Raw genomic sequence first — 12208 nt, 5'->3', positions numbered from 1 at the left:
GAACTGAAGAAGGTGGTCGGCACGTCGCAATATTACGATCGCGACACGGATCCGGACATGGCCCAGGAAGGCATGACCGGGCTCCAGGAATTCATGGTCAAGCCCGAACGGCGCGAGCAGATCCTCGAGCGGCTGGAAAAGACCCGCAAGAGAATCTTCGGTTAGTCCTCCCGGACCTGACGGGCCGCCGCCTCTCCCGGCAGTCCCGTCTCTCTTTTGGATGAATTCCCATGCCCCGCTTCTGGCGCAGAAATCGTCATTGGATGACACCGGCACTTCTCCTTCTGCCGGGTCTCATCCTGTTCAGCCTGGTGATTCTTGCCGCCTCCTTCGAGACGGTCTGGATTTCGCTGCACGACTGGGACGGTATCGGCGCGAAGACCTGGGTCGGCCTCGCCAACTATGTCGAGCTGGCCGAAGACCCGCAATTCTACGTCTCGCTCAAGAACAATATCATCTGGCTGCTGATCTTCATGCTGGCGCCGCCGATCGGCCTCGCGCTGGCGCTGATCGTCAACCAGCAGATCGGCGGCATGCGCATCCTGAAATCGCTGTTCTTTGTCCCGCTGGTGCTGGCCACGGTGACCGTGGGCGTCGTTTTCGGTTGGGTCTACGATCCGACCTATGGTTTGCTGCAATTGATCTTCGGCCTGTTCGGCGGCACTGCGCCGGCGCTGCTTTCCGACGAGAATTTCGCCACCTTCGCGGTGGCCACCGCCGGTCTGTGGCCGCAGATCGCCTTCTGCATGGTGCTGTTCCTGGCCGGCCTGAACAACCTTAACGAGGACCTGATCGGCGCCGGACGCGTCGACGGCGCGCGCGGCTGGCGCATGCTGCGCCATGTGGTCCTGCCGCAACTGTCGCAGGTCGGCTTCATCGCCATCGCGGTCACGGTGATCGGCGCGCTGCGCTCCTTCGACATGGTCGCGGTCATGACCACCGGCGGCCCGTATGGCTCGTCGACGGTGCTCGCCTACCAGATGTACGAGGAATCGATCTTTTCCTATCGCTTCGGCTACGGCGCAGCGATCGCCACGGTTCTCTTCGCCATCATGATCGTCTTCATCGCCTGGTACCTGCGAGGCCTCATCAAGGCCGAACGGAGCAATGCCTGATGTATCCCCGCCCGATCCCTGAAGACGCCAAGCTCCAGCGTGCGCTCTATGTCGGCGGCGTGACCCTGGTCGTCGCGCTGTGGCTGTTGCCGCTCTTCGCCGTGATGCTGACGTCGATCCGCTCCAACGAAGAGCTGATGGCGGGCAACTATTGGGGCTGGCCGCAGAAATTCAGCCTGATCGAGAATTACACGGCGGTCTTCGAACAGACCGCGATGCTGCGCTTCTTCCTCAACAGCCTGCTGATCACCGTTCCCTCGGTGATCGGCGTGCTGATCCTGTCGACGTTGACCGGCTTCGTCCTGTCCCGCTATCCGTTCCGCGGTTCAAACCTCATTTTCGCATTGTTTGTCGGCGGCAATTTTCTGCCGGCCCAGATCATGATGATCCCGGTGCGTGATCTGATGGTGAGGCTCGGCCTCTACGACACCGTCTACGCCCTGATCGTCTTCCACATCGCCTTCCAGACCGGCTTTGCGACGCTTTTCATGCGCAACTTCATCGCCGCCTTGCCCGGCGAATTGTTCCAGGCCGCGCGCGCCGAAGGGGCTTCGCCCTTCCAGGTGCTGCGTCATGTGGTGGTTCCGCTGGTGCGGCCCGCACTGGCGGCGCTCGCCATCCTCACCTTCACCTTCATCTGGAACGACTATTTCTGGGCGATCGTGCTGACCCAGAGCGACGCGGTCAAACCCGTAACTGCCGGGCTCAACAATCTGCGCGGCGAGTGGACGTCGGCCTGGAACATCATTTCGGCGGCAACGATCTTCGTCGCCCTGCCGCCGGTCGTCATGTTCTTCCTGATGCAGAAGCACTTCATCAGCGGCCTCACCATGGGGGCGGTCAAGGGATGATCTTCGCTTCAGGATATCAGGTCGGACCATACGGACGCAACCGGCAGACACGGAAAGGCGCCTCGCGATGAGCAGCGTGGAATTGCGCAAGGTCGACAAGCACTACGCCGGCTATCATGCCCTGAAGGCGATCGACCTGAAGATCGAAAAGGGCGAATTCGTCGTCATGGTCGGGCCTTCGGGCTGCGGAAAGTCGACCTTGCTGAAGACAATCGCCGGGCTTGAGACCATCAATTCCGGCCAGGTCGTGATCAACGGCCACGATGTCACCCGGGAAGAACCCGGCGATCGCGGCATCGCCATGGTGTTCCAGTCCTACGCGCTTTACCCGCACATGACCGTGGCGGAAAACATGGGCTTCGGCTTGCGGATGGCGAAGCGGCCAAAGGCGGAGATCGATGCCGCCGTCAAGCGCGCCGCCAAAATCCTTCGCCTTGAGGAGCAGCTCGACAAACGACCCAAGCAATTGTCCGGCGGGCAGCGCCAGCGTGTCGCGATCGGCCGCGCCATCACCCGCTCGCCGGAGGTGTTTCTGTTCGACGAACCGCTGTCGAACCTCGACGCAGCGCTGCGTACGCAGATGCGGGTGGAGCTTTCGAGCCTGCATGCCCAGCTCGGCTCCACCATGGTCTACGTCACCCACGACCAGATCGAAGCCATGACCATGGCGGACCGGATCGTGGTGCTGAACAAAGGGCAGGTCGAGCAGGTCGGCTCCCCTCTCGAGCTCTACGCCAACCCGGCCAACATCTTCGTCGCCGGCTTTCTCGGCGCGCCGCGCATGAACTTCATCGAAGCGCGGGTGGAAACCGTCGGCGCGGCCAGCCTGACGCTGACGGCGGCGGGAATGCCGGCATTTGCCTTCGGCGACATTGATCCGGTCGGCATTTCGGCTGGCGACGCGGTGACCGTCGGAATCCGACCGGAAAACCTGCATGTGCTCGAGCGGGCAGACGCAGGCCAGGCATCGTTCCCTGGCCAGGTGCGGCTGGTCGAACATCTGGGACGGGAAACAGTTCTCTACCTCGACGCTTCCCCCCTCCAAGCAACCAATTCGGACAGCGGCACCGGCAATTTCACGGTGCAGCTCAACAAGGTGTCGCCCATCAGTGTCGGCGCCCGGCTGACGGCCGGCTTCGAGATCGCCGACGCCTATCTGTTCGGACCCGATGGCCGCACGCTGACGTCGCGAAAACCCGTTCCCGCAACCTGACCCTCGCATCCAAGAGTATCATCCGCATGCACCGCAAGAAGCCCGCCCCGCTTTCGGTTTGGCGACCGCTCAATCTCGACCGCTTTCTTCTGGGAGCACCGCACTATCCCGAACATGTCGACGAGAGTTGCTGGCGACGCGATGCCGAGCGCATGCTTGCCGCCGGCGTCAACACGGTCCGGATGGGGGAGTTCGCCTGGCATATTTTCGAGCCCTATGAAGGCAAGTTCGACTTCGATCTGTTCGACCGGGCAATCGAAGTTCTCGGCGCTGTCGGAATCGACACGATCATCTGCACGCCGACAGCGACGCCGCCGCGCTGGCTGACCGTCAACTATCCCGAGGTGTTGCGCGTCGACGTCAACGGCCACCGCGCGAGCCATGGATCGCGTCAGCACGCCGACACCACCAGCCCCGTGTTTCGCGCTCACAGCCGCCGCATCACGCGCGCCATGGCCGAGCACTACAACAACAATCCTCGCGTCATCGGCTGGCAGACCGACAACGAGCTCAACACGACGGTTTCGGAGTCGTTCGCGCCTTCGACGCGGCTGGAATTCCAGAAATTCCTGCAGCACAAATACGGCGCGATCGGCGCGCTGAATTTCGCCTGGGGCGGCCATTTCTGGGCGACGGCCTACGACGATTTCTCGCAAATCGACCTGCCGCGGCCGCTGATGCCATCCTATCCGAGCCCCGGGCAGGTGCAGGACTACCATCGCTTCCTGGCCGCGGCGACGGCGGCTTTCCAGCACGACCAGGTCGAGATCCTGCGCGCCGCCAATCCGGACTGGTTCGTCTTCCACAATCTCGGCCAGCTCGCCGACATCGATTTCCGCGGCCAGTTCGGACAGGACCTCGATTTCATCGGCTTCGACATCTACCCGATGCTGTATGACGAAATGCGGCGCACGGGCGGACACGCGGCCACGCAGGCGCTGCATCTCGACATCTGCCGTGCATACTCCGGCAACTATATCGTGCCGGAGCAGGCCTCCGGCTTTGGCAGCCAGCCGGGCTTCTCGACCATGACACCGGAGCCGGGCGAGATGCGCCGCATGGCCATGACATCGGTGGCACGCGGCGCCGACGGCATCATGTTTTTCCGCTGGCGCCCCGCGCATTTTGGCGCAGAGATCTACTGGATGGGCGTCATCGATCACGACGACGTGCCCCGACGCCGCTACGACGAGGCGAGCCGGTTCTTCCACGACATCGCCGCTATCAAGGATCAGATCCTTGGCACGGTCGTGCGCATGGACATCGGCATCGCCGGCGCGGATTTCGACAACCAGGAAGCGCATAAGACCTATGCCATGGGGTTGCCGAGCCCGCTCGACGATGCAACGCTGCTGCACCGGTACTGCTACCGGAACGGCATAGCCTGCGGCTTCATCCACCCCGAGGATGACCTGTCGCGACTTAAGGCGCTCTATGTTCCGCATTGGGTGATGTGGAAGCAGGAATGGAATGCTGCGGTCGAGGCTTTCGTCCGCAGCGGCGGCACGCTGATCCTGTCGGCGCTGACCGGCACAAGGGATGAGAACAACCACATCGTTCGCGAGCAGGCACCCGGGCGCGACCTTTCGGCACTGAGCGGCGTCAAGGTTGCCGAGTTCGGCCGCCTCGTTCCGCAAGGCGGCGCCGGACTGTTTCCCTTGTTCCGCCAGGCCGCGACTGGCGCCCATGTCCCGCCAGCGCCTCTCCCGGCCTCGTCGGCGGAGCGCAAGTATCATTTCACCTTCGGCAACAGGCAGTTTGAGGCCGCGCATCTCTACGAACTGCTCGAGGTCGAGCCGGATACCGAGGTGCTGGGCGCATGGTCGAGCCGCTTTTGCGCCGGGCAGCCGGCAATCACCTCACGCCAGCTCGGCAAAGGCCGCGTCGTCTATGTCGGCACCTATCTGACGCACGAGCTTGCGGAAGCCATCGCCGAGGGCGTTCTGACCAGGGCTGGCGTGGTGCCTCTGCTTCCTGAACTGCCTGATGGAGTGGAAGTGTCGATCCGCGAGGCCGAGGATCGCCAACTGATGTTCGTTCAAAATACCACGGAAGTACCGGTGGCAGTGCCGGGCGTGCCCCAAGGCCTAGACCTGCTGACCGGTCGTCCGACCGCGGGGCCCATGCAACTCGAAGCCTATGGCAGCGCGGTGATCTTGCTCAGTTGAGGAGACACCGCCCGACAAGGGACAGCCACGTTCAGGTGTTGACGCCGAGTTCCACCAGGCGCTCGACGCAGGATTCCTCGGCCTGGTCGAGTTCGGCCAGCGTTTCTTCCAGGTCGCGCCGCTTCTGCCTGAGATCCTCGCGCTTTTCCTCGATGCGCTTGATCATCAGCTTGAGCTGGCCGACCTCGCCGGGCGGTTCCTTGTACATCTGGATGATTTCGCGGATCTCGTTGATCGAGAAACCGAGCCTTTTTCCGCGCATGATCTGGCGGATCAGATGCCGGTCGGACGGCCGAAACAGCCTCGTGCGGCCGCGCCGCACCGGCTGCACCAGGCCCTCGTCCTCGTAGAAGCGCAGTGTCCGGGTCGACACGTCGAATTCGCGGGTCAGTTCGGTGATCGTGTAGTATTCCCGCATTGTCGCTCCCGATGCCGGTTCTGGGCGCCGTCCGTGGCGTCGCCCCCTCCTTTCGTTCCATGAGCGGAATCGAATGGAAGCTGGCCGAACCTCGCACGGCATTTACGTAAAAGTCAATTGAAGACACGCTCCCCAACTGGGATAGGGTTGTTGAGATTCAGGTTAGGCCGAGCCGGAGTCGAAGACGGGCGCGAAGCGAGCCAAAATGGTGGTCTCCGAGAACCGGAGCCGAGCGTACTTAAAGGTACGTGAGCACCGGAAGCGCAGGAGACCGCCATTTGCAGGCCGGCATCACCGGAATATCAACCATGCTCAGGGGACGGCGAACCACCAGGTAGCGAGGCCGAGGAAAGCGAAGAAGCCGACGCAGTCGGTGACCGTGGTGACGAAGACGGCCGAGGCCACCGCCGGATCGATCTTGAAGCGGTCGAGCAGCAGCGGGATCAGGATGCCGGCGAGCGCCGCCGCGAACATGTTGATGATCATCGCCGCCGCGATGATGCCGCCCAGGTTGGGATCGCGAAACCAAGCCGCCGCGACGATGCCGATCAGCACGGCGAACACGGCACCATTGATGAAGCCGACGCCGACCTCGCGGCGGATGATGCGGGCGGCATTGTAGATGTCGATATCTTTCGTCGCCAGCGCGCGCACGGTGACGGTCATGGTCTGGGAGCCGGCATTGCCACCCATGCCGGCGACAATCGGCATCAGCACGGCCAGCGCCACGATATGCTCGATCGTGTGGTCGAACAGGCCGATCACCGAGGCCGCGAGGAAGGCCGTCAACAGGTTGACCAGAAGCCACGGCACACGCGAGCGCGAGGTCGCGAGCACCGTGTCGGACAGTTCCTCGTCGCCGACGCCGCCCATGCGCAAGAGATCCTCCTCGGCCTCCTGCTGGATGACGTCGACGACGTCGTCGATGGTCAGCACGCCGACCAGCCGCTCGTTCTCGTCGACCACGGCCGCCGACAGGAGGTCGTACTGCTCGAAATCGCGCGCCGCCTCTTCCTGGTCCATGGTGGCCGGGATGGCGTGCCTCGTCTCGTGCATCACATCCTCGACCTTCACCGCCCGTTTGGTGCGCAGGATCTGGTCGAGATCGATGGCGCCAAGCAGCTTGAAGCTCGGATCGATGACGAAGATCTGGCTGAAGCGGTCGGGAAGGTTCTTGTCCTCGCGCATGTAGTCGATGGTCTGGCCGATGGTCCAGAACGGCGGCACGGCGACGAATTCCGTCTGCATGCGCCGGCCGGCCGACTCCTCCGGATAGTCGAGCGACCGCCTCAGCCTGATCCGCTCGGTGAACGGCAGCTGCGACAGGATCTCGTCCTGGTCCTCCTGGTCGAGGTCCTCAAGAATGTAGACGGCGTCGTCGGAATCGAGCTCCTGCACCGCCTGCGCGATCTGCTCGTTCGGCAGATTGTCGACGATGTCGAGACGGATCGCCTCGTCGACCTCGGTCAGCGCGGAAAAGTCGACATCGGAGCCGAGCAGCTCGACCAGCGCGCGGCGCTGCTCGGGATGCAATGCCTCGAGCAGATCGCCGAGCTCCGACTGGTGCAGGTCGCCGACGTCGCGCTTGAGCGTGAGCGTGTCGCGGTCGGCGATCGCCGCGCCGACATGGGCCAGGAAAGACGACAGGACGGCGCCGTCTTCGCCATAAATGTCGGCGTGGGCCTCCTCATGCGGCCTGGCGTCGGTCGTCTGATTGTCCTGGCCTTCCACCAGCGCCTCCCGCCGTCGCGATTCCGGAAAAGCTAGAGCAATTCCAGGAAAAGTGTGTAACGGTTTTCCGTTCGGAATTGCGCAGAAGCAAATAGTCTAGAGTTCAGGTCTAGAGCATCGAACCCAAAGGGGAAACCGCATTTGGGAAAATCCGACGCTCGAAGGAATGATGGTTCGGCAGCACGATTCGATTTGCGAACCTATCGCTCTAACGCTCGGGAATATCAAACGAAATACGCCCTTCCCGCCCGATCAATTCCATTGCCAGGAGACATCGTCCGGTAAGCCACCGGGAATGGCGATACCATCAAAAAGGAACGCCGGTCCGGCTTCAGGCGACGCGACAGCGCATGTCGCTGGGGAAAGAGCACGCCCGCGCGGTTGCGGCAGAATTGTCAGCATAGAGGACCACGGCCGGGCTCGCCCGGCCGCAAAGAGAAAAACCGGGAACCCTTGACGACGAAGCCGGAGAGAGGAAACGGGTCAATTGAGGAACGACGCGTTCGCGTGATCGTTGCCGAACGCAATCCGCTCGTCATCTCGGCCCTTCGCGAAATGCTGGAATGCGACGGGCGCTTCGAGCTTCTGGCTACCGTGCAAAGCGGCAAGCAATTCCTGGAATTCGCGGCGGAGCCTGACTTCGACGTCGCCGTCATCGGCTGGAAGCTCGCCGACATGGATGGCGCCGACATCCTGGCCGAGGTCCAGAACCGTGGGCTCGACGTCCGCATCACCGTCTTTTCCAACGACCACGACATCGGCATCCTGAAGCAGTGCGTGCGGCTCGGAGCCCAAGGCTATTGCTTCCAGTTTGACGACCCGCCGATCATCTTCGAGACCATCTTGGCGGTCGCGCACGGCCGCATCTGCATCCCCTATATCGACATCAACAAGGTCAACGACACGCCCTTGGCGCAGCTCACCGTGCGTGAGCGCGAGCTGCTGGCGGTGCTTTCCGACGGCTGGACCAACCTGCAGATCGCGACACGGACCGGGATTTCCGAGAATACGGTGAAGTACCACCTCAAGAATCTTTACGACAAGCTCGACGTCCGCAACCGCGCCATGGCGGTCGCGCTCTATTCGAGCGAGAAGCGCCGTACGCCCAAATCACCTATCGGGTAGGACGGCCGGGTAGGCGGAACCTACCCGCGCGCGGCGACAACTTACCCGCCAGAGTGTTGTCGCTCAGGCTCATCGAAACGAAACTTCCTCCACCATCCCAAATGACCGGAGGAGTTCGCGCATGGCTGGGTTCACCCATCTTTTCATCCCAGGGCCCACCAACATTCCGGAGCAGGTCCGGCAGGCCATGAACCTGCCGATGGAGGACATGCGCGCCTCATCCTTCCCGGATCTGACCTTGCCGCTGTTCGAGGACATCAAGAAGGTGTTCAAGAACGAGACCGGCCGCGTCTTCATCTACCCTTCGTCCGGCACCGGCGCCTGGGAATCGGCGATGACCAACGTGCTTAGCCCCGGTGACCGGGTGCTGATGTCGCGCTTCGGCCAGTTCTCGCATCTGTGGGTCGACATGGCCGAGCGTCTCGGCTTCGAGGTCGACGTCATCGACTGCGAATGGGGAACCGGCGTCCCGCTCGAGCTCTATGCCGAGAAGCTGCAGGCCGACAAGGCGCACCGCATCAAGGCCGTCTTCTGCACCCAGAACGAGACGGCGACCGGCGTCACCAGCGACGTCGCCGGCTGCCGCGCCGCGCTCGACGCGGCGAACCACCCGGCGCTCCTCTTTGTCGACGGCGTCTCGTCGATCGGCTCGATCGACTTCCGTCAGGAGGAATGGGGCGTCGACTGCGCCGTCAGCGGCTCGCAGAAGGGCTTCATGCTGCCCGCCGGCCTCGGCTTCCTGTCGGTCAGCAAGAAGGCGCTTGCCGCGTCGCGGGTCGCGACCCACCGGCGCTGCTACTTCTCCTTCGAGGACATGATCCGCGTCAACGATACCGGCTACTTCCCCTATACGCCGGCCACCCAGCTGCTGCGCGGTCTCCGCGCCTCGCTTGACCTGATCGCCCAGGAAGGGCTGGAGAACATCTTCGCCCGCCACCATCGCCTCGCCGAAGGCGTGCGCAAGGCGGTCGAGGCCTGGGGCCTGAAGCTGTGCGCCAGGACACCGCAATGGCACTCCGACACGGTCAGCGCCATCCTGGTGCCCGACGGCATCGACAGCGCCAACGTCGTCAAGCGCGCCTACGGGACCTACCAGACATCGCTCGGCGGCGGCCTCAACAAGGTGGCCGGCAAGGTGTTCCGCATTGGCCATCTCGGCTGGCTGAACGAGGTGATGGTGCTGGCCTCGCTGTCGGCCGCCGAGCTGGCGCTGCTCGACTGCGGCGTCAAGCTGGCGCCGGGCTCCGGCGTCGGCGCCGCCATCCAGCACTTCCGCGCCTCGGCCGCCGTGCCGGTCGCCGAAGCGGCCTGAGGAGGACCGACCATGAGCCACACAATCAACCACCTGAAGAAGCTCAGGCTGCAGCGCAGCGAGCTGGCGGTTCCGGGCTCGAGCCCGGAAATGATCGACAAGGCCGCGAACAGCGCCGCCGACTTCGTCTTCCTCGACATCGAGGACGCGGTCGCGCCGCCGGACAAGGAGCGCGCCCGCAAGAACATCATACAGGCGCTGAACGACATCGACTGGCGCGCCAAGGGCAAGACCGTCTCGGTGCGCATCAACGGCCTCGACACCCACTACATGTACCGCGACGTGGTCGACGTCATGGAACAGGCCGGCGACCGGCTGGACACCATCCTGGTGCCGAAGGTCGGCGTGCCGGCCGACCTCTATATGGTCGAGGCCATGGTCAACCAGATCGAGATGGCCAAGGGTTACAAGACCCGCGTCGGCCTCGAGGCGCTGATCGAGACCGCGCTCGGCATGGCCAATGTCGAGGCGATCGCCGCCACGCCGGGCCGGCTGGAAGCGATGCATTTCGGCGTTGCCGACTATGCCGCCAGCAACAAGGCGCGCACCGTCAACATCGGCGGCCTCAATCCCGACTATCCCGGCGACCAGTGGCATTTCGCTCTGTCGCGCATGACGGTCGCCTGCCGCGCCTACGGCTTGCGCGCCATCGACGGACCGTTCGGCGATTTCTCCGACCCCGAAGGCTATAATGCGGCCGCAAGGCGTGCCGCGGCACTCGGCATCGAAGGCAAATGGGCGATCCACCCGTCGCAGATCGCGCTCGCCAACGACGTGTTCTCGCCGCCGGAGAAAGAGGTCACCCGCGCCAGGCGCATCCTCGAGGTGCTGAAGGAGGCCGAGGCGCTCGGCAAGGGCGCGGCGGCACTCGATGGCAAGATGATCGACGCCGCGTCGGAACGCATGGCGCGCAACGTGCTGGTGGTCAGCGAGGCCATCGAGCGCGCCGGCCAGGCTGCGACGCACTGAGAATTACCGGAGGACAAAATGGACATTCACGAATACCAGGCCAAGGAACTGCTCGCCCGCCACGGCGTGCATGTGCCGCGCGGCGGCCTCGCCTACAGCCCCGAGCAGGCGACCTACCGGGCGCGCGAGATCGGCGGTTCGAAATGGGTGCTGAAGGCGCAGGTTCATTCGGGCGCGCGCGGCAAGGCCGGCGGCATCAAGCTCTGCTCCAACGACGAGGAGATCTCCAACGCGGCGGAGGCCATGCTCGGCCGCAAGCTGGTGACCCATCAGACCGGCCCGCGCGGCAAGCTGATCTCGCGCCTCTATCTCGAGGAAGCGGTCGACATCGCCCAGGAACTCTATCTCGGCTTCGTGCTCGACCGTAAGGAAGAGCGCGTCATGATCGTGGCGTCGGCCGCCGGCGGCATGGAGATCGAGGACATCTCCGAAAAGAAACCGGATTCGATCATCCGCGCCACGGTCGATCCCGGTGTCGGCATGCAGGGCTTCCAGGCGCGCGAGATCGCCTTCGGCCTCGGGCTCGAGAGCAATCTGATCGGCAAGGCCACCGAAACCATCCTCGGCTGCTACCAGGTGTTCCGCGACTACGACGCCTCGATGCTGGAGATCAATCCGCTGGTGGTGACCCGCGACGGCAGCCTGGTCGCGCTCGACGCCAAGATGTCGTTCGACGAGAACGCCCTGTTCCGCCGCCCGGAGATCTCCGAATTGCGCGACAAGAGCCAGGAAGACCCCCGCGAAACCTTCGCCAGCGACCGCGGCCTTTCCTATGTCGGCCTGGAGGGCAATATCGGCTGCATCATCAACGGCGCCGGCCTCGCCATGGCGACGATGGACATGATCAAGATCGCCGGCGGTGAGCCGGCCAACTTCCTCGACATCGGCGGCGGCGCCTCTCCGGAGCGGGTGGCGAAATCCTTCCGCGCCGTGCTCGGCGACAAGAATGTCGAGACCATCCTGGTCAACATCTTCGCCGGCATCAACCGCTGCGACTGGGTCGCCGAAGGCGTCATCAAGGCGATCCGCGAGGTCGGCGTCGACGTGCCGCTGGTGGTGCGGCTCTCCGGCACCAAGGTCGAGGAAGGACGCAAGATCCTGGCCGATTCCGGCGAGGCGGTGATCGTCGCCGAGACGCTGGCCGAAGCCGCCGAAAAGGCCGTCGCCGCCTGGCGCGCGGCCGCCAAGAAGAAAAAAGCAGCCTGAGGGAGGTCGAAAAAATGGCAATCCTGCTCAATCGCAGCACCCGCGTCATCGTCCAGGGCTTCACCGGCAAGATCGGCAGCTTCCACGCCGAGGACATGAA

10 protein-coding genes and 1 pseudogene are annotated in these 12208 nt (G+C 63.7%); 9 read left to right on the top strand and 2 right to left on the bottom strand.

What is annotated here, in order from left to right; genetic code table 11:
* The 5 genes and pseudogenes from EN780_RS40665 to EN780_RS16245 all read left to right on the top strand — a co-directional run.
* Nucleotides 1-165: pseudogene (locus EN780_RS40665) on the top strand (carbohydrate ABC transporter substrate-binding protein); the annotation flags it as partial.
* A 65-nt stretch (nucleotides 166-230) separates the two neighbouring features.
* A complete protein-coding gene (locus tag EN780_RS16260; protein ID WP_127309400.1) occupies nucleotides 231-1115 on the top strand; it encodes a sugar ABC transporter permease in 885 nt (294 codons plus the stop codon).
* A complete protein-coding gene (locus EN780_RS16255; protein ID WP_127285127.1) occupies nucleotides 1115-1966 on the top strand; it encodes a carbohydrate ABC transporter permease in 852 nt (283 codons plus the stop codon). The genes EN780_RS16260 and EN780_RS16255 overlap by 1 nt, the downstream gene beginning before the upstream one ends.
* 67 nt (nucleotides 1967-2033) lie before the next feature.
* Nucleotides 2034-3179: an ABC transporter ATP-binding protein gene (locus EN780_RS16250; RefSeq protein WP_127309401.1), complete on the top strand. Its 1146-nt coding sequence runs from the start codon at nucleotides 2034-2036 to the stop codon at nucleotides 3177-3179.
* 26 nt (nucleotides 3180-3205) lie between these two features.
* Nucleotides 3206-5347, top strand: a complete 2142-nt coding sequence (locus EN780_RS16245; RefSeq protein ID WP_128274699.1) for a beta-galactosidase — start codon at nucleotides 3206-3208, stop codon at nucleotides 5345-5347.
* 31 nt (nucleotides 5348-5378) lie between these two features.
* On the opposite strand, the gene EN780_RS16240 is transcribed toward EN780_RS16245, so the two are convergent.
* Together EN780_RS16240 and mgtE are read right to left on the bottom strand one after the other, a co-directional pair.
* Complete coding sequence (locus EN780_RS16240) at nucleotides 5379-5765, bottom strand: MerR family DNA-binding transcriptional regulator (RefSeq protein ID WP_112618641.1); 387 nt, start codon at nucleotides 5763-5765, stop codon at nucleotides 5379-5381.
* A gap of 312 nt (nucleotides 5766-6077) precedes the next feature.
* Nucleotides 6078-7496, bottom strand: coding sequence for a magnesium transporter (gene mgtE / locus EN780_RS16235; protein ID WP_128274698.1), 1419 nt, complete (start codon nucleotides 7494-7496; stop codon nucleotides 6078-6080).
* A gap of 453 nt (nucleotides 7497-7949) precedes the next feature.
* On the opposite strand from mgtE, the gene EN780_RS16230 reads away from it, so the two are divergent.
* The 4 genes from EN780_RS16230 (at nucleotide 7950) to EN780_RS16215 (ending at nucleotide 12108) form a co-directional block, all read left to right on the top strand.
* Nucleotides 7950-8621 carry a response regulator transcription factor gene (locus EN780_RS16230; protein WP_127285814.1) on the top strand — a complete coding sequence of 224 codons (672 nt, stop codon included), beginning with the start codon at nucleotides 7950-7952 and terminating at the stop codon, nucleotides 8619-8621.
* Nucleotides 8622-8742: 121 nt separating this feature from the next.
* Entirely contained in the window at nucleotides 8743-9933 is a 1191-nt protein-coding gene (locus EN780_RS16225; RefSeq protein ID WP_128274697.1) for an aminotransferase class V-fold PLP-dependent enzyme, read from the top strand.
* A 12-nt stretch (nucleotides 9934-9945) separates the two neighbouring features.
* Entirely contained in the window at nucleotides 9946-10902 is a 957-nt protein-coding gene (locus tag EN780_RS16220) for a CoA ester lyase (protein WP_127312040.1), read from the top strand.
* 18 nt (nucleotides 10903-10920) lie between these two features.
* Nucleotides 10921-12108 (top strand): malate--CoA ligase subunit beta, encoded by a 1188-nt coding sequence (locus tag EN780_RS16215; protein ID WP_127285817.1) that lies wholly within the window; start codon nucleotides 10921-10923, stop codon nucleotides 12106-12108.
* Nucleotides 12109-12208 lie beyond the last annotated feature (100 nt).

It is taken from the genome of Mesorhizobium sp. M4B.F.Ca.ET.089.01.1.1, from assembly GCF_004022605.1.
In the GTDB taxonomy this organism is placed as follows: domain Bacteria; phylum Pseudomonadota; class Alphaproteobacteria; order Rhizobiales; family Rhizobiaceae; genus Mesorhizobium; species Mesorhizobium abyssinicae.
This window is presented reverse-complemented; position numbering and strand designations above follow the sequence as displayed.

Bases quoted from the DNA above. Each gene is read 5' to 3' on its own strand.
- EN780_RS16240 (WP_112618641.1), bottom strand. From the start codon at position 5,765: ATGCGGGAATACTACACGATCACCGAACTGACCCGCGAATTCGACGTG.
- EN780_RS16250 (WP_127309401.1), top strand. From the start codon at position 2,034: ATGAGCAGCGTGGAATTGCGCAAGGTCGACAAGCACTACGCCGGCTAT.
- EN780_RS16225 (WP_128274697.1), top strand. From the start codon at position 8,743: ATGGCTGGGTTCACCCATCTTTTCATCCCAGGGCCCACCAACATTCCG.
- EN780_RS16260 (WP_127309400.1), top strand. From the start codon at position 231: ATGCCCCGCTTCTGGCGCAGAAATCGTCATTGGATGACACCGGCACTT.
- EN780_RS16215 (WP_127285817.1), top strand. From the start codon at position 10,921: ATGGACATTCACGAATACCAGGCCAAGGAACTGCTCGCCCGCCACGGC.
- EN780_RS16245 (WP_128274699.1), top strand. From the start codon at position 3,206: ATGCACCGCAAGAAGCCCGCCCCGCTTTCGGTTTGGCGACCGCTCAAT.
- EN780_RS16255 (WP_127285127.1), top strand. From the start codon at position 1,115: ATGTATCCCCGCCCGATCCCTGAAGACGCCAAGCTCCAGCGTGCGCTC.
- EN780_RS16220 (WP_127312040.1), top strand. From the start codon at position 9,946: ATGAGCCACACAATCAACCACCTGAAGAAGCTCAGGCTGCAGCGCAGC.